Consider the following 24,029-nt stretch of genomic DNA (forward strand, 5'->3'; position numbering starts at 1 on the left):
AAGGTCACCTTATAACTTTACAAAAAACAAAAATGAAACAAGAATTAAATTATATCGAAATAAACCGAAATTCGTGGAATAATCGGACAGAAACCCATGTGAAATCAGACTTCTACGATGTAGAAGGATTTATAAAAGGAAAGAGCTCTTTAAATGAGATTGAACTGCATTTGTTAGGTGATATCAAAGGTAAAAAAATACTGCATTTGCAATGTCATTTCGGACAAGACACCATCTCATTGAGCAGGTTAGGAGCAGAGGTAACAGGAGTAGATTTATCTGATGAAGCTATTAAACAGGCACGACTTTTAGCGGAGCAAACAGGGGCAACGACTCAATTTGTTTGTTGTGATATCTATGATCTGCCTAATCATTTAGATGATAAATTTGATATTGTCTATACGAGTTACGGGGTAATTGGATGGCTACCCGATATGGATAAATGGGCTAAGGTAATCAAGGCTTTTTTGAAACCAACTGGTCGTTTAGTATTTGTAGAATTTCATCCTGTAGTATGGATGTTTGACGATGATTTTACTAAAGTAGCGTACAATTATTTTAACGCAGAAGCGATTGTAGAAACAGAAAGTGGAACTTATGCTGATAAAGAAGCGGAAATTACTCAATCATACGTTTGTTGGAATCACAGTATGAGTGAAGTAGTAACCAGCTTGTTGCAAAATGACCTGACGATTCAGCGTTTGGAAGAATACGATTATTCTCCTTATGCGTGTTTTAATCATACGGTTGAATTTGAACCGAATAAGCACCGTATTAAACATTTGGATAACAAAATACCAATGGTATATGCGATTGTGGCTAAGATGAATGGTTAACGATTGATGTTTGATGGTTTTCCCTTGAGGTATAGAAATAAAAAATCCGCCAATTGGCGGATTTTTTTATTCTCTATAAATCTTATCGTATAAGTCTTTGTAAATTTCCAAGATAACTCTTCGTTTTAATTTTAAAGTAGGGGTTAGTTGCCCATTGTCAATACTCCACACATCAGGTGTCAACTCAAATTTTTTCACTTGTTCCCATTTGCCAAATTTGCGATTTACGTATTCTACTTCTTTCTCGATACGCTGGCGTACTTGTTCATTTTTGATTAGCTCTTCATTGGTGTTGCCTAAAGCAATATTTTTGCGCTTGGCCCATTCTCTTACAAATTCAAAGTTAGGCTGAATTAAGGCAGCAGGCATTTTTTCTCCTTCACCAATTACCATAATTTGCTCAATAAAACGCGATTGTTTTAGCGTGTTTTCAATGATTTGAGGAGCAACATATTTTCCACCAGATGTTTTGAACATCTCTTTTTTACGATCGGTAATCTTTAAGAAGCCTTCTTCGTCAATCGTTCCAATATCACCAGTATGGAAATAACCCTCTTTTAGCTCTTCTTTAGTGCGTTCTTCATCTTTGTAGTAGCCCAACATAACGTTAGGTCCTTTACATAGAATTTCACCGTCTTCTGCAATTTTAACTACAACATTACTCAATGGTTTACCAACCGTACCAATTTTCATGGATTTGTTGCGTTCATCGTTTACTGCAATTACAGGTGAAGTTTCAGTTAATCCGTATCCTTCCATTACGGGAATTCCCGCCGCATTAAACACTCGCGATAGACGAGGTTGTAGCGCAGCACTTCCTGAAACGATGATCTTCATTTCACCACCTAATGCTTCTTGCCATTTCTTAAACACCAATTTGCGAGCGATACCCAATTGGAAGTTGTAGAAAAAACCTCTGTTGTAAGGTTGATACTTAAAACCTAATTCTAATGCCCAAAAGAAAATGCTCTTTTTTAGTCCGGTTAAAGCAGAACCTGTAGCAAAAATCTTGTCGTACACTTTCTCTAAAAGACGAGGTACAACAGTCATGACATTGGGTTTTACTTCTTTCATATTTTCTCCCATCTTATCAATGGATTCGGCATAGTAAATACGTACGCCGCTGTATTGATAGAGATAGATTAACATACGCTCAAAAACGTGGCATAAGGGTAAGAAACTCAGTGCTTTGAAATGTTGTTCTCTTGTGAAAGGAACACGTTCACTACTCCCCAATACATTGGATAGAATATTGTTGTGTGAAAGCATAACTCCTTTGGGTTTGCCTGTTGTTCCTGATGTATAGATCAAAGTAGCTAAATCATCTGGCGTTACAGCTGCTTTGCGTTGTTCTACCTGTTCCTGATTAGACTCATCTGCACCTAATTCAAACAATTCATCTAAGTTTTTACATCCTGTAATCACATCAAAAGAATAAACTGCTTTGATCAAAGGTAATTGATCAATAACGGACATTAACTTATCGTAGATCTCTTGGTCAGATACCACGCAATAACTTGCTTCAGAATGACTCAAGATGAACTGATAGTCTTCAGGTGAAATAGTAGGGTAAATCGGAATATTTTGTGCGCCAATCTGTAAAATACCAATATCCAATAAATTCCATTTGGTTTGGTTATTACTAGAAATTACAGCGATTTTTTCATTGGGTTGTACTCCTAATTTCAAAAGCGCACGCGATATAGCGTTTGCTTTTTTTAGGTAGTCTGCGGATGACGTCTTTTCCCAAACACCGTTAACTTTGGTTACCAGCGCATCTTCCAATGGAAAATGTTCATGTTGGAAATAAGGTATATCAAAAAGTCTTGTTGGATTCATCATCTTCATTATTTATTAGTTACTGCAAAATACGAAAAAAAAGGGTAATTTATGACAAGTTACAGTAAAGTTGTTAACTTTTAAAAAAACAGAAGTTATTCTGCTGAAGTAAGGGTGTGTTAGCTCTGTTATTCATAGCAAAAGTGATGTTTATTTGCTTAAAACAAGATGTTGAAAACAAAAAACGTCACTTTTTTATGAAACTAGTAAAAAAATAAAATTATCCTTTTTTAAATAAAACGGTAGGGTTTAAAACGAGCTTTTTTTGCTGCATTTCCTCTCGTTTGTCTCGAATAACTTTACTTATTTTTAGAATTTTTTCTGATAAATGTGCCAACCAAGTCAACTGTTGAATAACCATAGCAGATTCTTCCATTAAGTTTTTGATTTGCATATCATCTGTATACGATTTTTTCAATTCGTATTCTCTAACGTTTTGCAAATAGCTCATACTTACACGATAGCTCTCTTGATCTTCCGCTGTGATTAGATCTTCTTCACTAGGCGTATTATTGAGTAAATTGTGTGTTAGCTGTAAATTTTTGTCAATATAATCCATCACCAAATTAAATGATTCAGAAGCTTTAGTTGTATGACGCGATTGTACATATACTCCAATAGATGCTGCAGTAGATAAGAAGGTGTGATTTAATACTGCTAATTCGTAAATTTCAGAACGCAAACGCTGTTTGGATTTTGGTTCTTGAATCATGCGCTGAAAGGAAGCCATTAAGTTTCCGATTTCGATAAAAGCGTATTTACGCGCTAATTTATATGATAAGGTTGGATCGTTCTTTTGGTTGTAAATCTCTTTAATCTCTTTGACATATTTTTGATTGGCCTGAATGGATTTCGACAAGTGTACGTTGACATTTAAAAACTCCCAAGAAGGCCATAGAATATAGTTTGCTCCAAGGGCTAACAAGGCTCCAATTAAGGTATCAATGACGCGATAAATCAATAAGTCCATGAAGTTAGGCGTAAGGATTGCGTAAATTAGAACCACATACATGGTGATAAAAGTAACCCCAATTTTGTAATCTGTATGGGAAAACCAATAGCCTAAAACCATCATTAGAATAGTTAAGTAAGCAATGAGAGTGTGGTTATCTTGAAGGATAAACAATAAACCAAAGGCAATTAACCCCCCTAGTACCGTACCGATTACACGTTCAAAAGAACGCGTTTTAGTTAAACCATATCCAGGTCTCATAATCACGACAATCGTTAGTAAGATCCAATATCCATTGAGTAAATTGAAGAAATTACTAATAATCAATCCGATTAAAATGGTGAGAGTTAAACGCGTAGCATGTCTAAATATAGTCGACGTAAAGTTTAAGTTGACGATTAATGTCTCCCAACGATAGTGTACAGGAGTTAAGAACTTCTCTAACTCTTTGAAGCGATCTTCTACATTATCACTAAATGTTTTTTCCGTTAAGATGCGCTCTAAAATATGAATCTTATCGATTTGGCTTTGTGCGTAGTGTAATACATTCGAAAAGGAAAGTACAGCTTCTACTTTATTGGGTGATTTACTGTTGTCAATAAAGGCGGTCAATTTATCTTGTAGCGCGAGAAGCTTTCGATCAAAGTCGTATTTAGGTTTGTAGTTTAATCCCATGTTGAGGGAGTCACCAATGTCTTTAATGGCAGCAGATAAATCTTCGGCTAAGGCTTGATAATCGCGAATAATTGTCGGGTCGTCTTCGTCGAGTAAAGCGTGTAATTCTTTGTGATCGAATGAAGTAGAGACAGCAATTTCCAAGATTTCTACTAAAGTTGAAAAGGCTACAAGTAGACGTCTGTTGTTTGAGGAGTTTCCTGTATTGGCTTTGTTAAGGACTAAAAACTCACGGAGATTTTCGTGTACTTCATTGAGTTTAATTTGAATATTGAGTTGTTCTTCAACAATTTTATCTGCATTAGTACCTTTGGTCCATAATTGAGCGCGATACTTTAGATATTCTGCTGTTAAGTCCATACATTCAGAGGTTTGTAACACCCCATAACGTCTTGGTCTAACAAAGTAAAAGACGAGTGATACAACGAGATAGAGCAAACCACCTAACAAAAGTAATAAACCGTGTATCCACAAATCCTTACCTGTATAGCTATGAGCTAATCCCAAACTCGCTGCTAATAATCCACTAAATGAAAGCATGTTAGCACGATGCCCGTATACAGAGATCATCCCTAAACTAAAGAGGATGAAGATGAAAACGGGATAGAAATACCAATGTCCTTGTGTCAAGGATAGAAGTAAGGTTACAAAGGGAACCATTAAGGCACCGACTAAGATACCGTTGATTTTGTCCTTGAGGTTACTCGGAATATCGACAGGCGCAGTAAGTAAAGCACCAACAGCCATAGCAAAAGCCCAGTCAAATTGCTGGGTGGGCATAAAAATTAAAAAGGGAATTACGGCCGAAATGGTGATTTTTAACGAATCTGCTAAATGTGTATTGTCGGTATATTTTCTTGCTTTTTGAAGCATATATTTAGTGGCTTAGGTTTAGTTTTCTTTTTTTAATCTGCAATTTTTTGTTTTAAGCGGTATACTATCTGTAAAATAGCTTCTTACAAGTCAATTTGATGTACATTCTTTTTTTTACTAGTATTATTTTCTATAAAGTTACTCAAAAAGCTTTATTGTAGATGGTTTACAGCTTTGAATTTAATAATAATTTAAAACTAAAGCAACTTATGTGAGCAAAGGCATCAAAAGAGACAAAATGAGAGGGGCTAGTATGGCTGTTAAAATGCCATTAAAAATCATACCCACACTCGCAAAAGCCCCGTATTTATTGCTGATTTCCATTGCTTTCATGGTTCCCATAGCATGAGAAGAAGTACCCAATGCAATACCTTGTGACATCGGGTTGCTGATACGCGTTATTTTTAAGACCTGAAAACCAATCATGCTACCAAAAATTCCTGCAATCATTACAGCAGCGGCTGTAATGGAGGGAATACCATGTACTGTTTTTGAGATTTCAAGGGCAATGGGAGTACTCACTGATTTTGGAACTAAAGAGTAAATGATCTCTTGTTCTGCACCTGTCCAATGCGCCAACAACACAACAGAGATAATCCCCGTCATACAACCCGCTAATTGACTGATGACTATCGGAAATAATTGTTTCTTAATAACAGGCCAATTAAGGTACAACGGAATTGCCAATGCTACAATTGAAGGTTTGAGGAAAAAATCAATATACTGTCCTGCTTGACTGAAACTCGCATAAGGAATATCGAGCACCACTAAGTAGGTAATGAGAATGGCGGTTGACAAAATAATAGGATTGAAAACAAGCCATTTGTACTTTTCAGTTAATGAAAGACCGAGTGCATAGAACGCTACGACTAAAAAGAGTAGAAAGGTTGGATTGGATAAAAAACTCATTTTTTTCTTTTTCTTAAAAGTTGATGTGTGAATCCCGTGATACATACAACGAGAACTGTACTGAGTAGAGTGGCTACGATGAGAGGAACAAAGGAGGCCTGAAGGAGATCAAAATAATTGAGCATGGCTACACAAGGTGGAACAAAAAAGATTCCCATGTTGCGCATGAGAAAACCCGAGATATCTTGAATGGCATCTACTTTTACGGTTTGGGTTTGCAAGAGTGTCCACAGGGTGATAAGACCGATAATACTTGAAGGAAGCTTGATGTCTGTGAGGTAAATGATTAATTCACCAAAGGCAAGGCAGCCAAAGATGACTGCAACTTGTTTGACTACGTTCATTTTGGATGTGATTTTTGTGCAAAATTACTAAAAGGGATTCGGAGCAAAGTGACAAATACCTGATAATTTCGCAGTTATCCTCGTTAAAATTTATTGAAAAAAAGAAGAATGTCTTCAATGATTTGAGGGGTATTTCTGTAAATTAAAACGTGTAGAATGAAATTATTGTTGTTTATGGTGTTGATGTATAGTGAGTTGTGTATAGATGTTATATTATTGTTTCGATTTAGGGTAATTCTTAATACTTAGTTAAAGTAAAAACGGGGATTCTTGTTTTTTACGTAATACGCATACAAGGCGAAAACACAATATTTGTCTCAACTAAATTAAAAGAAAACCATGAGACAGCAATTACTATTTTGGAATACCGTATTCCTATTTTGTGTAACGCTAACGTATGCGCAACAAAAGCGAAACGTTACAGGGGTAGTACAAGATGAAACGGGACTAGAATTACCAGGCGCGTCTGTTGTGATTAAAGGAACAACAGTGGGTACAACAACTGATTTAAATGGAAAATTCTCCTTAACTGTAGAAGAGAAAGATTGGATAGTTGTTTCATTTATTGGATATAGAAACAGTGAGAAAGCAGTTCAAAAAACAACCGACTTTACTTTTGTTTTAGTTCCTGAACAAGCGTCTTTAGATGAGGTAGTGATTACGGCATTAGGTATTTCCAAAGCAGAGAAAAAAATTGGATATGCAACACAAAATATAGATGTAAAAAAAGTACAAGAAGTAGCTACTCCTAATATGGGAAGCTTGTTGAGCGGTCAGGTAGCAGGATTGCAAGTGTCTAACCCTCCAGGGATGCTCCAATCGCCCAAGTTTTCTTTGAGAGGTAAAGATCCGTTGATTGTAATTGATGGAATTCCCGTTACGACAGATTTTTACGACGTTTCTCCAGAGGATATTGCCAATATTAACGTGTTAAAAGGTACAAGTGCTTCGGTATTATACGGTTCATTAGGACGTAATGGAGCAATTATGATTACGACTAAAAATGCTCAGAAAGAGGGCGTTTCTGTTGAGGTTTCTCAAAACACCATGATTAGCGCAGGGTACACTTTATTTCCGAAAACACAAAATGAATATGGAAGTGGATCAAACGGTAAATATGAATTTTGGGATGGAAAAGATGGAGGAATTAGCGATGGGGATATGATTTGGGGACCTAAATTTGAACCTGGAGTAAAAATAGCACAATGGAATAGCCCTATTCGCGATAAAGAAACAGGAAGCGTGATTCCTTGGTACGGAAACGTAGAGGGAACGCAATACGATGATAAATCGCGTTATGAGAGAGTACCTATTGCTTGGGAGTACCACGATAACTTAAAAGAATTTTTAGAAACCGGAATTATCTCTCGAACAAATTTTGCTGTTACGAGTAAATCAGAAAAAGGATCGTATCGCTTAGGTGGAGACTTTTCTTATAACAAAGATCGCGTGCCAAATACAAGTATGTATAGAGGAAGTTTGAATTTTAAATCAACCACGCATCTTACTGATAAATTGACGCTAAACTCAAAGCTAGCTTATAGTCGCGTGCATGCACCCAATGTCCCAAATTACGACTATAATCCAAGTGGACACATGTATACTATCTTGATTTGGATGGGTGATGACGTGAATGGACGTGATTTAAAGAACAATTTATGGACGCCAGGAATGGAAGGATATAAACAAGCAAGTTACAATTATGCTTGGTATAATAATCCTTGGTTTGGTTCGGAATATTTTAAACGCATTTGGAATAAAGATGTTACAAACGCACAATTGAGCTTGAGTTATCAAGCAACAGAAGATTTGATGTTACAAGGGAGAGCATCGATGATTTCTACTAACAACAATACAGAATTGCAAAGTCCGAAGTCATATTTTAACTACAGTACCTCAAGAGAAGGTGGATATAGTTTAGAGCAAAATGAACGTTTGGATATTGATTATGATTTCTTGGCGATGTACAACAAGAGCATTTCTGACAATTTTGATATTAATGTGAACGCAGGAGCTGCTTCTCGTTACTATCGCATTGCGAATTCATTTGCAGCGGCTGATGGATTAACTGTTCCAGGGGTACATAACCTTGGAAATTCAAAAGGTCCTGTAACTGCAACAAACTATTTAGAAAAAAAGGCTGTAAATAGTGTGTATGGTACCATAGAATTTGATTTGTATAATGCTTTCTTTTTGAGCTTTGCTGGGCGTAATGACTGGTCTTCAGCACTGGCGAAAAGTCAGCGTTCTTATTTCTATCCTTCGGCTTCCCTCAGTGTGGTTGTCTCCAACTTAGTGGATCTGCCAGAACAAATCGATTACCTAAAAATGTATACTTCTTGGGCTAACGTATCCAGCGATTTGACTCCTTATCAGTTGCAGTCAACTTATTCGCCAGTGACTCCTGCTTTTAATGGAAATCAAATGGTAGAATATCCCAATGCAATTTTAAACCCTTATTTATTACCTGAGAAATCAAAAACGTATGAGGTTGGTTTGTCAAGTGCTTTTTATAAGAAACGCTTAAATTTAGATGTAACCTATTATCGCGTATTAGATTCAAACTTTATCATCGACTATCCCGTTTCAGAAGCTTCTGGATTTAACAATATGAAAGTTAACGGAAATGAATATACAACAAATGGTTGGGAGGTTTCATTGTCGGGAGCGGTAGTGAAAAACGATAATTTTCAATGGAATTCAGCTATTAACTGGAGTACTAGAACAAGACGCATAACAAAAATTCACGAAGGTGCTGAGAAGTTTGGTGACTTGCGTCTGAATGATCGCGTGGACGCTTACTATGGAACGGAATGGATGAAATCGCCAGATGGACAAGTAATTCTAGATGAAAAAACAGGGATGCCTACAGCTAATAAACAAGCAACGTATTTAGGTCATAAAGATCCGAAATGGACTTTGGGATGGAATAATAGTTTCAAATACAAAAACTGGGGATTGAATATCGGTATTGATGGTATTTGGGGCGGTGTAATGCGCTCTGAAGTAGTAGAAAAAATGTGGTGGGGAGGAAAGCATCCTGAATCGGTGCAATATAGAGACGAAGAGTACAAAACAGGAAATGCGGTATTTGTACCGAATGGGGTGAATCTTGTTTCGGGTGAATTAGTAACGGATGTTCAAGGTAATGTGATTTCGGATACCCGCGTTTTCAAAACGCATACAGGAGCAGTGAACTGGCAGAGTTGGGCACAAAACTATCCATATCGCGCAAGAGTAACTGAAAAAGAAAGTAAATTATTTGCTAACGTATTCGATCGTACGTATTTCAAATTGAGAACATTAAGCTTGTCTTATGATTTCACACCAATGGTAAAGTCAGAGCGTATTAGTCAATTGTCCGCTTCTTTAACAGGGTACAACCTCTTCATGTGGAAAAAATCAAAAGGACTATACTCGGATCCGGATTACGATACAGCAAATAAAAACGATATCCAAGACCCTTCAACACGTTGGATCGGATTAGCCGTACAAGTTAAATTTTAATACCAAGAACTAAAGTCATGAGAAAATATCTTAGAACCCTATATGCAATTACCTTGGCGATCACAGTAGTAGGATGCCATGATCTCGATAAATTAAATGAAGATCCCAATAAAATTAAGGAAACTGATCCTTATTTATTGTTGACCAAAGTTGAAAAAACCGCTTTTTCACTTCAAAATATTGATAAAGAGTATGCAGCCCGTATGATTATACAAACAGATGGAGAAAGTACGTATCAGTATCTCAAATGGGGCAGTAAGGGATTTGATCGCTATAAAGATTTGTTGCAAACGCAAAAAATGATGGATGAGGCAGTGCGCACAGGAAAAGAAGAGTATTTGGCTGTTGGACACTTTTTAAAAGCTCATTTTTTTTATGAATTGACACTGACCTTTGGTGATATTCCTTTTTCAGAAGCTCTAAAAGGAGAAGACAAAATCCCATTTCCAAAGTATGACGAACAAGAAATGGTATTTGTTGGTATTTTGGAAGAGCTAGATAAAGCATCAGAAGTATTGAAAAAAGAAGTATCCCTTCAAGGAGATATTGTGTATAATGGCAATTTGAGTCGTTGGGAAAAATTAATTGAATCGTATAAACTAAAAGTTTTACTTACGTTGTCAAAAAAACAAAAAGTAGGAACTATCGATATTGCTCAACGCTTTAATTCAATTTATCAAAAAGGAATTTTACTACAAGATAATGCGGATAATGGACAAATTACATTCTTTGACCAAGCAGGGAGTCGTTATCCTCAGTTCAATTCGAGTTCGTATGGTTCGAGTATGTATATGTCTTCCACATTTATTAACCTATTGAAAGAACGAAAAGACCCAAGGTTATTTGTCTTTGCACAGCGCACTGCATCTGCATTAGAACAAGGGCTGGCTGAAGATGATTTTGCAGGTTATAACGGTGGAGATCCTACTGTGCCATATGCAGAGAACGAAAAATTAGTTCAAAGTAAAAATATCTCCAAGGTAAGAAATCGATACTACCAAGATCCGACAACAGAAACCAATGTGATTTTGAGTTATGCAGAGCTTCAATTTATTTTAGCTGAAGCAGCAGCTAGAGGATGGATTGCAGGAAGTGCAGAAGAGTTTTATCTCAAGGGAATTAAGGGAAATTTTGATTACTACGCACAATATGCCAAAGGGTTAGGGCATTATTTTACAGCAGAACAATATGATCAATACATCCAACAAGAAGAAGTTCGCTATAAAGGACAGGACCTGATGGTACAGTTAAATCAAATCCTAACGCAAAAGTACTTGATTATGTTTCACCAAGCTGGAATGAGTATTTACTTTGATTATTTGAGAACAGGGTTCCCCGCATTGAAACTACAACAAGGGATTACTGCTCCAACGAGATGGCAATATCCGAGTTCTGAATACAACCGAAATCAAGCGAATTTACAAAAAGCATTAGATCGTCAGTTTAGCGGTTCAGACAATATTAGAGGCGTTAGTTGGTGGTTAAAATAAGAGATATGAGTACAACAAGAAGAGATTTTATCAAAACGTCATCCCTTTTTATGGGGGGGATGACTGTTTTAAATGCAATGCCATCCTCTATACAACGTGCATTGAGTATTGAAGCTGATCCAGGAACCACTTTCCTCGATGCAGAGCATATTGTGTTTTTAATGCAAGAAAACCGATCTTTTGACCATTGTTACGGCACACTAAGTGGAGTACGCGGATTTAATGATCCCCGTGTAATTCGCCAACCGAATCAAGCGCCAGTTTGGTTTCAAACAGATCGTGATCAGACTGTTTATGGTCCATTTCGATTGGATATTGAAAATACCAAAATAACGTGGATGGGCAGCTTACCTCACAGTTGGAAAGATATGGTAGAGGCGAGAAATGACGGGAAGATGGATCAATGGTTAATCGCTAAGAAACCCGGCAATAAAGAGTATGCGCATATGCCCTTAACGATGGGGTATTTTACACGTGAGGATATTCCTTTTTACTACGCTTTTGCCGATGCTTTTACGGTATGTGATCAGCATTTTTGTTCATCCTTAACAGGAACAAGTGCCAATCGATCGTATTTTTGGGCAGGTGCTATCCGCGAAAATCCACGTGATCCCAATTCTATTGCGCATGTCAATAACGGACAAATCAACTACAAGGATGTAAGTTGGAAAACATATCCTGAACGATTGGAGGAAAATAATATTTCTTGGCGCGTCTATCAAAATGAATTGAGTTTGCCTGTTGGTTTTACGGATATGGAAGAATCATGGTTGGCCAATTTTACGGATAACAACTTAGAGTTTTACAAACAGTATAATGTGCGTTTTCACAAAGCGCATATTCAATTCAAAGCATTGGAACTGAAGCGCCTTAATCAAAAAATAGAGGAAGAAACACTAACGGGAGAAGCTTTGCAAAAAGCACAGGCTGAACGCCTACTTTTAGAGGAGTATTTGGTGCAATACGGTGCCGAATCTTTTGCAAAACTCTCTGATTTTGAGCAGCAAATTCACCATAAAGCTTTTGCTACCAATACAGCTGACCCAGACTATCACCAATTAGAAGAAATTGAATATCAGGAAAATGGAGAAACAAAGAAAGTAGAAGTTCCCAAAGGGGATATTCTTTATCAATTTAGAAAAGATGTCTCAGAAGATAAACTACCCATGGTTAGTTGGTTAGTGGCTCCTTGTAATTTCTCCGATCACCCTGGTGCGCCTTGGTTTGGGGCTTGGTATGTTTCTGAGGTCTTGGATATTTTGACTAAAAACCCAGAGGTGTGGAAAAAGACTATTTTTATCTTGACTTATGATGAAAATGATGGGTATTTTGATCATGTTGCTCCTTTTGTACCTCCGTTGAGTACAGATGAAAAACAAGGCAAAATTTCTAGTAAAATTGACACTCAAGACGAATGGGTTACCCTAGCTCAAGATAAAGCAAGAGATAGTAAAAGTGCTTTGTCAAGCCCGATCGGATTGGGATATCGAGTGCCTATGGTTGTAGCTTCTCCTTGGACTAGAGGGGGATGGGTGAACTCGGAAGTATGTGACTTGACTTCAACTTTACAGTTCTTAGAATACTTTATTGAGAAGAAAACAGGGAAAAAGGTCATCGAAGAAAATATCTCCCTATGGAGAAGAGGAACGTGTAGTAATATGACTTCCGTTTTTCAACCAGCAAATGAGCTGAAAAAAGTAGACCTCGATTTTGTAGATCGCAATAAATACGTAGCGCGTATCCTCAATGCAAGAGATAAAAATTTACCGCATGGTTTTGTGTCCTATACCCAACAAGAACTGCAACAACATCCTGTTTGGAATGAACTACAACGCTTTCCAAAACAAGAAAGTGGAACCAAAAAAGCTTGTGGATTACCCTATAATATCAATGTTAATGCATCACTTGATAATCAAGGCGTACATATGCAGATGAATATTCAGTCTAATAAACTAAAAAACAAGGACTATTTAGCCCCTATTCAAGTGTATGCACATCAAAACATTCAGGGACTAACAGGGAAGAATTGGAATTTTAGTGTGGATGAAAAAGAAACTTTACACTATGAATGGGCAAGTGAACACTTAGATCAAGGAATCTATAATTTTAGTGTACATAGCTTTAATGGATTTTATCGCAATTTTAGAGGAAATGTAAATGATCCTCAAGTAGGTATTGATTTTACGGTTAAGGACGATCAGACTGTAACTATAGTTTTAAAAAATAAATCCAATCAAGCTCAATACTTTTACGTACAGGATGTGGTTTATAGCAAAGCGAATCAAAAGATTAAAGTACAACCTCAAACGACACATACGCTAACACTTGAGTATGCAAAGTACAAAGGATGGTATGATGTCGTTATTTCTTTAGCAGATTATACTCAATTTTTGTATCAGTATGCAGGTCATATTGAAAATGGTACAAGTAGTATTACAGATCCTTATATGGCTAGTTTTTCGAAGTGGAGCTAGTTTAAAGGGTTGACAGTTGACGGTTGACAGAAGATTATAAGTAAAGAAAGCCAATCCTTTGTAGGGATTGGTTTTTTTGTTTGTCGATTGTTGTTTGTTGACGGTAAATTTTACCGAAACAAGAAGATAGCCCCTATAAACGAAGAAACTTTACAACAAACGACAAGCATCGCACACCAAACACCAAACAACTTTGTTTATCTTTGTAGAGTATCGTGTATAAACAAGAGACTACCACGTGGATAAAAGAGCATTTAAAGACAAAGTATATACAGAATTAGCTAAAGTAGCTAAAGCAATGGCAAATCCTGTGCGATTAGAGATTATTGATCTCTTGGGGCAAGGTCCTTTTACCGTTGAGCAAATTGCTGGCTCTATAAGTCAATCTATGGCCAATACATCTCAGCATCTTCAAAATTTGAAGAACGCCAAGTTAGTTCAAGTTACAAAACAGGGAAATTTTGTTTTATATGCTTTAGCTAGTAGTAGCGTATATCAAACGTGGCTTTCTCTGCGAACTTTAGGTATAGAGTTTAATGCTGAGGTAGGAAAAGTAGTCGATGACTTTCGACAAGAACAACACGAAGCTTTACCAACAATTCACGCCGAACAGTTAACAACTATGTTAGCAGAAGAGGAGATTGTATTATTGGATGTGAGACCAGAACAGGAGTTTGAGCGAGGGCATATTCAACATGCCATATCCATGCCGATTCACCAATTGAAAGACGCTTTAAAAAAATTCGCTAAGAAAAAGACTATTGTAGTATATTGTCGAGGTCCATTCTGTGTTTATGCGGACGAAGCGGTTGCCTTGTTACACAACAATGGGTTTAAAGTCCTTCGCTTAGAAGAAGGTTATCCAGAATGGGAAATAAAAGGATTGCCAACAGGAAAGTAAATAGTTGTAAAATAAAAGTAAATGAGCAAATCAATCATCTGATTTGCTCATTTTTTTTGTAACTAATTGATTTATTAATGTTTTTATTTTTAAACACAACTATTCAATTGAATTATTGAATAGTTGTGTTTTTTGTATATCTTTGTTTCAAGCAATAAACAAGTAATAACAATGAAAGAAGAAATAACAAGTGAAGTGTTGCGAGGATGGCTAGCTACACATAAAAGTGTTCTTATTTTGGACATTAGACCTTTGCACCAAAGAGAAGTAGACTATATCGAAGGAAGTCTACATTTGGATGTTTACGACAAGTTGGTAGCAGGTGATCCAACTGTTTTTAACGAGGTAAATTTTGACCCTACAGTTCTACTTGTTACTGTTTGTGCAGGAGGGAAGTTAAGTTTAACTGCGGCAGCATTATTGCGTACGAAGGGATTTAATGCGATGTCTTTACAGGGAGGAATGAATGCTTGGAGCGAAGAACAGCAATAAAGAGAATAAAAAAATACGTAAGAGTATCATGGAAAATATAAAATTGGGATTGCGAGAAAACTGGAAGCAGTTTACTCTTTTGGTGTTGGTGAATATGATGGTGGGGGGGATGGTAGGTTTAGAACGCACGGTTGTTCCATTAGTGGGAACTGAAGAGTTTCACATTCAATCAGATGTAGTCGTTTTTTCTTTTATTATTGCTTTTGGGGTAGTAAAGGCATTTACTAATCTCATTTCGGGTGTACTAGCAGATCGATATACGCGTAAAAAGGTATTAGTTTTAGGCTGGTTGATTGGTTTACCCGTCCCTTTTTTATTGGCTTTTGGTTCTTCATGGAATTGGATTTTGTTTGCTAATATTTTATTGGGAATTAGTCAAGGATTAGCTTGGTCGATGACCGTAAACATGAAAATTGATCTGGTAGGGAGTAAGAGTCGCGGTTTGGCCATGGGATTAAATGAAGCTGCGGGTTATGGTGCCGTAGGGTTAACGGCTCTAGCAACGGGGTATATCGCGTCTCATTATGGCTTGCGTCCCGCTCCTTTTTACTTGGGAATTGCTTATACTATTATCGGTTTATTGCTCTCCGTATTTATTGTTAGAGATACCCGTCAATTTGCTCGATTAGAAGCAAAACAACAGGAATCAATGACACAGAATAAAATTGTTAAACCCAATCTTTGGTGGGTATTCAAAGAAACAACGTTTAAAAATAAGAATTTGTTTTCCATCTCTCAAGCCGGACTGATTAACAACCTCAATGATGGGATGTCTTGGGGGGTATTTCCGCTATTGTTTATGTCTATGGGAGTTGGGTTGGAAGGTGTAGGATGGATTAAAGCAATTTATCCCGTTGTTTGGGGATTAGGACAGATTGTAACAGGTCCTCTAACGGATCGATGGGGGAGAAAACCCTTAATCGTTTGGGGCATGTTTGTACAAGTACTGGGGCATGTTGTTATCGGATTGAATTACTTTGATCCTTTAAGCGCAGGTTTACTTGGTTCAATCTTATTGGGTGTCGGAACAGCCATGGTTTATCCCGCCCTTCTTGCCGCAGTAAGTGATGTAGCTCATCCGAATTGGCGTGCATCTTCTTTAGGGGTATACCGTTTTTGGAGAGATATGGGATATGCTATCGGGGCGTTGATGGCAGGTATTGTAGGTTCTTATTTCGGATTGATGTGGGCGGTGCATATTGCAGGAATCTTGACACTTATTTCTGGAATTGTCGTGTGGATCCGCATGAAAGAAAGAAAAATTTGAGGTAGTTAGGCGTGATGGGGTACTAAAGGAAAGAGGAAAGAGGAAAGAGGAAAGAGGAAATCGAAACGCAGTGTAGATTCATCGAACACCAAAACAAATATAAACTAGGTGAGATATATTCATCGAACACAAAAACCAATATAGAATAGGTGAGATAAAGAGGAAAGAGGAAAGAGGAAATCGAAACGCAGTGAAAATCGAAACGTAGTGTAGATTCATCGAACACCAAAACAAATATAAACTAGGTGAGATATATTCATCGAACACAAAAACCAATATAGAATAGATGAGATAAAGAGGAAAGAAGAAAGAGGAAATCGAAACGCAGTGAAAATCGAAACGCAGTGTAGATTCATCGAATACCAAAACAAATATAAACTAGGTGAGATATATTCATCGAACACAAAAACCAATATAGAATAGGTGAGATAAAGAGGAAAGAGGAAATCGAAACGCAGTGAAAATCGAAACGCAGTGTAGATTCATCGAACACCAAAACAAATATAAACTCGGTGAGATATATTCATCGAACACAAAAACCAATATAGAATAGGTGAGATAAAGAGGAAAGAGGAAATCGAAACGCAGTGAAAATCGAAACGTAGTGTAGATTCATCGAACACCAAAACAAATATAAACTCGGTGAGATATATTCATCGAACACAAAAACCAATATAGAATAGGTGAGATAAAGAGGAAAGAGGAAAGAGGAAAGAGGAAAGAGGAAAGAGGAAAGAGGAAAGAGGAAAGAGGAAAGAGGAAAGAGGAAAGAGGAAAGAGGAAAGAGGATGTCTGTGCTCACCACCTCACCACCTCACCACCTCACCCTATAAACATTTAAATCCCTATCTTTGATAGATAAAAGCCACTGTTATGCGTTACCAAGAGATTCTTCCCATTCCAGCTTTACAGGCGTATATTCGCTACTTTTGGGTATTGGAAAGCGGAGAAGAACAGGTGGGTAGTAAACAGTTTAAAATCCTACCAGATGGGATTCCCGCTCTAATTTACCAGGATACACCCCATTTATTTCGTGATGAGCAACAGCAAAATACTCCTCAACTCTATGTATATGGAGCCTTTACTACTTATACGAATCAACTGGTAGATGGACCTTTTCGAATCATTGGAGCTTATCTCGAACCCACGGCTCTAAAAGCAATATTTAAGTTAGATGCTTCAGAACTAGCCAATCAGAATATAGCATTGGATGACTTGGTTTCTACTTCGCTACTTGATCAATTGCAACAGGCGTCAACAACAGAAGAGAAGATAGGATTACTTTCAGATTTTGTTTTCCAGCAAGTTCAATCCTTGCGTTATGATAATCAAAAAGCGAAGTTTGCCTCTACTTTATTGCAAAGCGGACAATCTTTGGTAGAGGTTCAAACGCAAATGAATATATCTGAACGAACGTTAGAACGCTTAATCATGCAGCATGTAGGGATGTCGCCTAAACTTTTCTCTCGTATTATGCGTTTTCAAACGAGTTTAGAATTGCTTAAAAATACGCGTTTTGATTCCTTAACCAATCTATCCTATCAGCAGAATTACTTCGATCAATCTCATTTTATTCGAGAATTTAAAACCTTTACAGGCAATAATCCTACTCAGTTCTTGAAATATTCAGAGGAGAAATTATCTAATTTTCCAGAGTGGAAACAAGAAGAGAAAAAGTAATTTTAATACTGTCGGTTTTATCCAATTCTAGGAATATGAGGCATTGTAGATTTGCATAATCATTTTAAAACACAAGAAAATGCAAAACAAAATCGTTCGAATGAATCCCACTTCGGTGCCTCATCCCGTAGGGAAATATTCACATGTAACTATCATTCCAAAAGAAGCTAGTTTGTATACCTTTTCAGGTCAAATAGGCATAGACGCTGTAGGTGTAATTCCAGCTGACTTTAACGAACAAGTCAATCTAACTTTTGACAATATCCAAGGTTTATTAGCAAGTCAAGGGCTAACAGCAGATGACGTGATTAAAGTAAACATTTGGTCAACAAAAGAAATTGATTGGGATCATTTTGATCGCGTATGGGAAGGGGTCTTTGGTAAACAATATCCCTCAATGACGATTGCCTATATTTCCGCTTTGGGATTACCTGAAATTGCCATTGAAATTGAAATCTGGGCTGCGAGGTAATAGTAAAGAGCTTTAAAATTAATTTAAAGCTCTTTTTTTATGCTATTTTGCTTTAGATAACGCCATTTTTGCAGCTAAAAAGAGCAACACACTTCCCATAAACCACTTTTGTATTTTGACCCATAAAGGTTGTTTTTGAAAGAAGGTTGCTAGTTTGGCAGCAAATAATACAATGGAAAAATTGACTATAAAACTCAAGCTTAGTTGCGTAATACCCAAGGTTAAACTTTGCGTAAAAATAGCACCGTAAGCCGGTTTGATGAATTGAGGGAAGAGCGATAGGTAAAACACAGCTACTTTAGGGTTCAATACATTCGTCAAAAAACCAATGCTAAATAATTTAGAAGGGGAATCTTTTTTCAAACTTTCTTCCACTTCAAATAGTCCTTTGCTATTGGGCTTTAATGCTTGAAAGGCGAGGTAAACCAAGTACAAGGCCCCTGTCCATTTTAATACAGCATAAGCATAGGGAACGGTAAACAATAGTGCTGTTAATCCAAAGGATACTAGTATAATATGAAATAAAAAACCGCAAATTACTCCAAGTAAAGAAAGTAATCCCGCTCTTTGTCCTTGAGAAAGTGTTCTAGAAATAAGATACACCATGTTTGGGCCAGGAGTAATGGCTAAGATTAAAGCAGCTAAGGCAAATAAAAGTAGTTCGTGTAAAGGAATCATACGTTTGTTTTTGAATGAGTGAAAAAATAAAGTTTTTTTGTTTACTTTTAAGTTGTGAGTACTCTTCTTTTTTCTGTGGAAAGTTATTTTATTCTTTCGAAATACACCAAATTTTAATCAAAAAAAAAGAGTATAATTACACGTTGTACAAGTAGATGCTACCCCAATTAAAAACAGCTTTTTAAAGTTTTAGTTTTTGAACTATTGGCAGTATCTTTTTTGACTAATTTACAACGATCAGCAGAGGAATAAATTGGAGAAAAAAGACAACAACATGAAAAAAGCAATTGTAATACTCTTATTGGTGTTTAGCGGATTTGTATTAGCAAATAGTACTTGCTTTCATCAACATACAACAAGTGTAAAAGAAGGAGAAGTTATGGAAGAAAGAAAAAACAAGGATACTAAGGTCATCTATTTTGCAGGTGGATGTTTTTGGGGAACGGAACACTTTTTTCAACAGGTGAGAGGTGTAGTGGGTACAGAAGTAGGGTATGCCAATGGCAATACGGAAAAACCAACCTATAAACAGGTTACTACTGGAACGACGGGCTTTGCAGAAGCTGTAAAGGTGACCTATGATCCCAAAGAGGTTGATTTTGAGTTGTTACTTGATTTATTCCTTCAGACGATTGATCCAACCACGTTAAATCGCCAAGGAAATGATGTTGGAACACAATATCGTTCGGGGATTTACTATGAAGATCAAGCAGATAAATTTCTTATTACTCAGAAAATTAATGAATTAGCTAAACAGTACACCAAAGAAATAGTCGTTGAGGTAGAGCCTTTGCGCAATTTTTACGATGCAGAACACTACCATCAAAATTATTTAGATAAAAATCCAGGAGGCTATTGTCACATTGGTGCAGACTTATTTGAAGTAGCAAGAAAGGCTAATCCTAAAAAGAAAAAGACTTATCAACGCCAAGAGAAAGAAACATTAAAACAAAAACTTAGCGCGATACAATATGAGGTAACGCAAAACAACGGTACAGAACGAGCCTATAGCAATGAGTTATGGAAGGAATTTCGCGAGGGAATCTATGTGGATATTACCACAGGGGAGCCTTTATTTATTTCGACTGATAAATACGATGCAGGCTGTGGGTGGCCAAGTTTTTCTAAACCGATTGACACCAAGTTGATTGAGGAAAAAGAAGACAATACACACGGCATGCAACGAACAGAAGTAAGAAGTACAACAGGGGATGCTCATTTAGGACATGTGTTTAACGACGGACCAGCCGAAACAGGAGGATTGCGTTATTGCATTAATGGAGCGTCTTTGCGTTTTATTCCAAAAGAGGAAATGAAAGCTGAGGGGTACGAACAATATTTGCCCTTGCTTGAAGATAAAAGAAAAGGACGAAAGTAATTTCGTCCTTTTTTGAATATAGATGTAGAACTAACACACGGATTCATTGTTGAAGTGCTTCAACCTCTCGAATAAGTTGTGTGAGTATAATTTTAATAGATGCACCACTATAAGGCCCACGAGACTGACCCGTCCACAAGCTAGAAAATTGAGGGTCTTTTTTTATTTTAGCTGCAATTCTTAATCCAATAGTTAGTTTGTTTTGGAACGGATAAGGGAGAATGTAATCCGAATGATCAAGTTGTTGGGTGAATGTATTGCTTAGTCCCCTTGCATAACGACCTGAGAAGCTCTTCGTTAAGGTCAGGTCCTCTTCTTTTGCCTGTCTCAAAGCTTCTTTTTCAAATTCCGCTAGATTACTTTCTTCAGATCCCATGAGTAAACTACCAAGGGCAAACCCTTGTGCACCCAATGTTTTAGCCGCTAAAATAGTTGAAGCGTTATAGAGTCCACCAGCGTAAATAAGCGGAGTCTGTACGGCGTCTTTTACTTGGGCTAATAAAGATAATCCGCCAATTTTAGGCAGTGTATCCGTTAAGAAAGTACCTTGATGACCACCCGCTTCAATTCCTTGAACACAAATAAGATCGATGCCTTTCTGTTCTAATACTCGAGCTTCTGCAACAGAAGTACACGTTCCGATAAGAACAATACCGTGATTTTTCATCTTGGCAATTGTAGCATCATCAAAAATACCAAAAGTAAAACTGACAATTTTACAACCTTCAGTGATAATTGCCTCTACTTGATCTCGATAATCTGTATATACGACTTGCTCATAATCTGCCAGATTAACTGTTAAACCATGTTGTTTCGCTAAACTTTCGATATATTGTTTTGTACGAGTATACTGTAGTTCTAATTCTTTCGTGCGTTTTGGCAAAGGATTAAGAAAGACATTTACAGCAAAAGGGTGATGCGTTAGTTGCTTGGTTGCTCGAATCAACTCGGTGCATTTTTCAGCAGGTAAATCTCCCAAAGGTAAAGTACCTAAAACACCAATTTCGCCCGCTGCTGCAACCATTTGAGGCGTAGCGACGCCAAACATTGGCGCTTGAATAATGGGGTATTTCGTTTCTAGCCGTGCAGTAATCTTGTTTTTCCAAGTAAAAGTATCCGTAGGCATCTTCATTCGTTTTTTGGTTAATACTCAAAAGTACAAGTTTAAAAAAAAGAATAAGATGATAAATAGCAGTATTTCAAAAAGGTTGAAAAATAAAAAAGCCCAATTGCATGTGCAATTGGGCTTGGTCAATCATTTTTTTAAAAACTATTTTCTACTGTTTTTAGCAGCATCAAATTTTTGTCCTTTACCGTACGATTTTTTCGCAACTTTTGTTTGTTGAGCAGAAGTAGCTCTACTTGCGTTGTTAACGAATTGTAAGTTTCCAGTATAAGAAGCAGTAATTTTGTTTTCTCTGTCGTCGATTGCGTTTACTGTAATCGTGTAAACATCACCATTCTTTTCAACTTTTACTGTTCCAGTGCGCGTAGGAGCGAAACCTGTTGTTACTGATTCTCCTTCGCTGTCTATAGTTTGCTTAAAGAACCAAGTTCCCCAGTCTAATCCTGGTTCAGAACCACCACCTTCACCAGCGTTTCCTGCCATTTCTTCCCCAATTGGGAATTCACCTACAGGAATGTCTGTTGTTGCGTTAACATCTGTGTAAAGTGTTACACGCATCCATTCTCCTGAACCATCAACTCCGAAGTATTGACCTGGATATGGAGTTAAAGTCTCGCTGTATAAATAAAGATTCCAACGGTTGTTTTCTTTTGCAGTAATCGGCGATTTACCTTTGTACTCTAAGAATCCTTGTGTTAGTTCCTGTACTTCTTGATCCGCTCTTAAAGTAGAAATTGTATACTGATCCCCTTGTTTTACTGTTCCCGTATATTTACCTAAATGTCTTTTGCCATTCTCTAGTAAGATATTGAAGCGAATCTCTTGTCCTTGTTTGTGTTCCATCACTTTGATTGAACCATCTAGGATATACAATTCTTCTTCAATTCCAGCTGCTTTGTCATTGTGTTGGAAGCTAGCAAATGAATAATCATCTTCTCCATTTTCAATCGCTTCTTTAGAACCCACTCTAAATGCACCTACTTCATATGCAGTAGAAGCCTTGAATGTTTTGTTAGGAACTTTAGCTTCCCATGCTTTAGGAGCCATTTGATCAAAGAAAGAAAGTGAAATATGGTATCCGTCTCCTTCTAGTTCTCCGTATTTATTCGCTTCGCCTTGAGTGAAATACGTCATGTATTCCGCTACATTTGGATGGTCAAATACATTATCTCCCCAGTACCAACCGTTTTGAACTTCGTAGGTTACATCATAAATAGGTTCGATATCAATAGCTTGTGTGTAGTTAATGTCATATTCAACACCTTGCTCATCTTTTAAAGTCCCTTTAAAAGTATACGTTTGCTCTGCTTTAGATACAGCAAGCGAACCACCCACGATTTTAGCTTGTGTTTCACCTTGTTTTAAAACACTTTTCGTTGTAATAGTGTAAAGTACTGATCCATCAGATACAAGATACGTTTCAGGTCTTAATCCAGCCTCAAGAAGATCCGCATCCGCAATTGCGTTAGAAATAAAATTCAAGTGAAAATCACCCTTGTTTGTTTTTAAAACAATGTTGAAATCTCCTTTGTTATCCACAGTACCAAGGTAAGTCCCTGTCGACTGATCTACCGTAACAGGCGTGGCGTTGTCCGATTTGTTGTCATCACTGCTACATGATGTCATCGCTAGATTTGTAAGCAAAATAAAGCTTACTAAAAACGATAGTTTTTTCATAGTAAATTGAATTAGTCTAAGATGTTTGCAGTAACATCTAATTTATTTTGTTTGTTGAGTTAGAGTTTGCTTTTGAATAATGTAATTAATGCTTGTATTAATTTGAAAAGTATAACCAACTCAGTGTGCAAGGTAGATTTAATTTCTAATAATTTCATAACAACTAAATAAATTAACAAAAAATAATAAGGCTATTTCTCAATATGTGAATATATCTAATGTTATAGTTTATTAATTATGTGGGTAAAAAAATATTTATTAAGTATAATCACTCCATTTATTTAATGAGAGCTGTAAATTTATTAGGAGAAAAATGAAAATCATAAATTTTCACTACTTGGGGAAATAAGTTGGTTTGCGGTTTACAAACACCAAACACCAAACAACGAACACCAAAGAACGAACACCAAACAACGAACACCAAACAAAAAAAAACCATCCCTACAAAGGAATGGTTTG

At 36.9% G+C, this 24,029-nt stretch carries 17 protein-coding genes; 10 read left to right on the top strand and 7 right to left on the bottom strand.

Features of this window, described 5'->3' with window-relative positions; all coding sequences use genetic code 11:
• The first annotated feature begins 32 nt into the window (after window positions 1-32).
• Window positions 33-836, top strand: coding sequence for a bifunctional 2-polyprenyl-6-hydroxyphenol methylase/3-demethylubiquinol 3-O-methyltransferase UbiG (locus H4K33_RS10475; protein ID WP_182648667.1), 804 nt, complete (start codon window positions 33-35; stop codon window positions 834-836).
• A gap of 66 nt (window positions 837-902) precedes the next feature.
• Here the strand turns inward: H4K33_RS10475 and H4K33_RS10480 are convergent, their stop codons facing one another.
• From H4K33_RS10480 to H4K33_RS10495, 4 genes are all read right to left on the bottom strand, one after another.
• Window positions 903-2,678: a long-chain fatty acid--CoA ligase gene (locus H4K33_RS10480; protein ID WP_182648669.1), complete on the bottom strand. Its 1,776-nt coding sequence runs from the start codon at window positions 2,676-2,678 to the stop codon at window positions 903-905.
• A 217-nt stretch (window positions 2,679-2,895) separates the two neighbouring features.
• A complete protein-coding gene (locus H4K33_RS10485; RefSeq protein WP_182648671.1) occupies window positions 2,896-5,175 on the bottom strand; it encodes an FUSC family membrane protein in 2,280 nt (759 codons plus the stop codon).
• 207 nt (window positions 5,176-5,382) lie between these two features.
• Window positions 5,383-6,084 (bottom strand): LrgB family protein, encoded by a 702-nt coding sequence (locus H4K33_RS10490; protein WP_182648673.1) that lies wholly within the window; start codon window positions 6,082-6,084, stop codon window positions 5,383-5,385.
• Window positions 6,081-6,428 (bottom strand): CidA/LrgA family protein, encoded by a 348-nt coding sequence (locus tag H4K33_RS10495; RefSeq protein WP_182648675.1) that lies wholly within the window; start codon window positions 6,426-6,428, stop codon window positions 6,081-6,083. The genes H4K33_RS10490 and H4K33_RS10495 overlap by 4 nt, the downstream gene beginning before the upstream one ends.
• A gap of 339 nt (window positions 6,429-6,767) precedes the next feature.
• On the opposite strand from H4K33_RS10495, the gene H4K33_RS10500 reads away from it, so the two are divergent.
• From H4K33_RS10500 to H4K33_RS10535, 8 genes are all read left to right on the top strand, one after another.
• The gene (locus H4K33_RS10500; RefSeq protein WP_182648677.1) at window positions 6,768-9,935 is read left to right on the top strand and encodes a SusC/RagA family TonB-linked outer membrane protein; all 3,168 of its coding nucleotides are present in this window, start codon (window positions 6,768-6,770) and stop codon (window positions 9,933-9,935) included.
• 17 nt (window positions 9,936-9,952) lie between these two features.
• Window positions 9,953-11,425 (top strand): SusD/RagB family nutrient-binding outer membrane lipoprotein, encoded by a 1,473-nt coding sequence (locus H4K33_RS10505; RefSeq protein WP_182648679.1) that lies wholly within the window; start codon window positions 9,953-9,955, stop codon window positions 11,423-11,425.
• A gap of 5 nt (window positions 11,426-11,430) precedes the next feature.
• Window positions 11,431-13,899, top strand: coding sequence for a phosphocholine-specific phospholipase C (locus H4K33_RS10510; RefSeq protein WP_182648681.1), 2,469 nt, complete (start codon window positions 11,431-11,433; stop codon window positions 13,897-13,899).
• Between the two features lie 238 nt (window positions 13,900-14,137).
• Complete coding sequence (locus H4K33_RS16670; RefSeq protein WP_182648683.1) at window positions 14,138-14,800, top strand: metalloregulator ArsR/SmtB family transcription factor; 663 nt, start codon at window positions 14,138-14,140, stop codon at window positions 14,798-14,800.
• Window positions 14,801-14,971: 171 nt separating this feature from the next.
• The gene (locus tag H4K33_RS10520) at window positions 14,972-15,292 is read left to right on the top strand and encodes a rhodanese-like domain-containing protein (protein ID WP_182648685.1); all 321 of its coding nucleotides are present in this window, start codon (window positions 14,972-14,974) and stop codon (window positions 15,290-15,292) included.
• Window positions 15,293-15,320: 28 nt separating this feature from the next.
• A complete protein-coding gene (locus tag H4K33_RS10525) occupies window positions 15,321-16,559 on the top strand; it encodes an MFS transporter (RefSeq protein WP_182648686.1) in 1,239 nt (412 codons plus the stop codon).
• 873 nt (window positions 16,560-17,432) lie between these two features.
• The gene (locus H4K33_RS10530) at window positions 17,433-18,239 is read left to right on the top strand and encodes a helix-turn-helix domain-containing protein (protein ID WP_182648688.1); all 807 of its coding nucleotides are present in this window, start codon (window positions 17,433-17,435) and stop codon (window positions 18,237-18,239) included.
• A 79-nt stretch (window positions 18,240-18,318) separates the two neighbouring features.
• The gene (locus H4K33_RS10535; protein WP_182648690.1) at window positions 18,319-18,711 is read left to right on the top strand and encodes a RidA family protein; all 393 of its coding nucleotides are present in this window, start codon (window positions 18,319-18,321) and stop codon (window positions 18,709-18,711) included.
• A gap of 42 nt (window positions 18,712-18,753) precedes the next feature.
• Here the strand turns inward: H4K33_RS10535 and H4K33_RS10540 are convergent, their stop codons facing one another.
• Entirely contained in the window at window positions 18,754-19,389 is a 636-nt protein-coding gene (locus H4K33_RS10540; protein WP_182648692.1) for a LysE family translocator, read from the bottom strand.
• 274 nt (window positions 19,390-19,663) lie between these two features.
• Between H4K33_RS10540 and msrB the strand changes: the two genes are divergently transcribed.
• Window positions 19,664-20,767 (top strand): peptide-methionine (R)-S-oxide reductase MsrB, encoded by a 1,104-nt coding sequence (msrB, locus tag H4K33_RS10545; RefSeq protein ID WP_182648694.1) that lies wholly within the window; start codon window positions 19,664-19,666, stop codon window positions 20,765-20,767.
• Between the two features lie 43 nt (window positions 20,768-20,810).
• Here the strand turns inward: msrB and H4K33_RS10550 are convergent, their stop codons facing one another.
• Together H4K33_RS10550 and H4K33_RS10555 are read right to left on the bottom strand one after the other, a co-directional pair.
• A complete protein-coding gene (locus H4K33_RS10550; RefSeq protein ID WP_182648696.1) occupies window positions 20,811-21,893 on the bottom strand; it encodes a nitronate monooxygenase family protein in 1,083 nt (360 codons plus the stop codon).
• Window positions 21,894-22,037: 144 nt separating this feature from the next.
• On the bottom strand, window positions 22,038-23,570 hold the full coding sequence (locus tag H4K33_RS10555; protein WP_182648698.1) for a hypothetical protein: 1,533 nt from the start codon (window positions 23,568-23,570) through the stop codon (window positions 22,038-22,040).
• Between the last annotated feature and the right edge of the window lie 459 nt (window positions 23,571-24,029).

The organism is Myroides sp. WP-1 (assembly GCF_014145635.1).
GTDB lineage: Bacteria > Bacteroidota > Bacteroidia > Flavobacteriales > Flavobacteriaceae > Flavobacterium.

Coding starts and splice junctions, on each gene's coding strand:
- H4K33_RS10475 (WP_182648667.1), top strand. CDS start 33: ATGAAACAAGAATTAAATTATATCGAAATAAACCGAAATTCGTGGAAT.
- H4K33_RS10480 (WP_182648669.1), bottom strand. CDS start 2,678: ATGATGAATCCAACAAGACTTTTTGATATACCTTATTTCCAACATGAA.
- H4K33_RS10485 (WP_182648671.1), bottom strand. CDS start 5,175: ATGCTTCAAAAAGCAAGAAAATATACCGACAATACACATTTAGCAGAT.
- H4K33_RS10490 (WP_182648673.1), bottom strand. CDS start 6,084: ATGAGTTTTTTATCCAATCCAACCTTTCTACTCTTTTTAGTCGTAGCG.
- H4K33_RS10495 (WP_182648675.1), bottom strand. CDS start 6,428: ATGAACGTAGTCAAACAAGTTGCAGTCATCTTTGGCTGCCTTGCCTTT.
- H4K33_RS10500 (WP_182648677.1), top strand. CDS start 6,768: ATGAGACAGCAATTACTATTTTGGAATACCGTATTCCTATTTTGTGTA.
- H4K33_RS10505 (WP_182648679.1), top strand. CDS start 9,953: ATGAGAAAATATCTTAGAACCCTATATGCAATTACCTTGGCGATCACA.
- H4K33_RS10510 (WP_182648681.1), top strand. CDS start 11,431: ATGAGTACAACAAGAAGAGATTTTATCAAAACGTCATCCCTTTTTATG.
- H4K33_RS10520 (WP_182648685.1), top strand. CDS start 14,972: ATGAAAGAAGAAATAACAAGTGAAGTGTTGCGAGGATGGCTAGCTACA.
- H4K33_RS10525 (WP_182648686.1), top strand. CDS start 15,321: ATGGAAAATATAAAATTGGGATTGCGAGAAAACTGGAAGCAGTTTACT.
- H4K33_RS10530 (WP_182648688.1), top strand. CDS start 17,433: ATGCGTTACCAAGAGATTCTTCCCATTCCAGCTTTACAGGCGTATATT.
- H4K33_RS10535 (WP_182648690.1), top strand. CDS start 18,319: ATGCAAAACAAAATCGTTCGAATGAATCCCACTTCGGTGCCTCATCCC.
- H4K33_RS10540 (WP_182648692.1), bottom strand. CDS start 19,389: ATGATTCCTTTACACGAACTACTTTTATTTGCCTTAGCTGCTTTAATC.
- msrB (WP_182648694.1), top strand. CDS start 19,664: ATGAAAAAAGCAATTGTAATACTCTTATTGGTGTTTAGCGGATTTGTA.
- H4K33_RS10550 (WP_182648696.1), bottom strand. CDS start 21,893: ATGCCTACGGATACTTTTACTTGGAAAAACAAGATTACTGCACGGCTA.
- H4K33_RS10555 (WP_182648698.1), bottom strand. CDS start 23,570: ATGAAAAAACTATCGTTTTTAGTAAGCTTTATTTTGCTTACAAATCTA.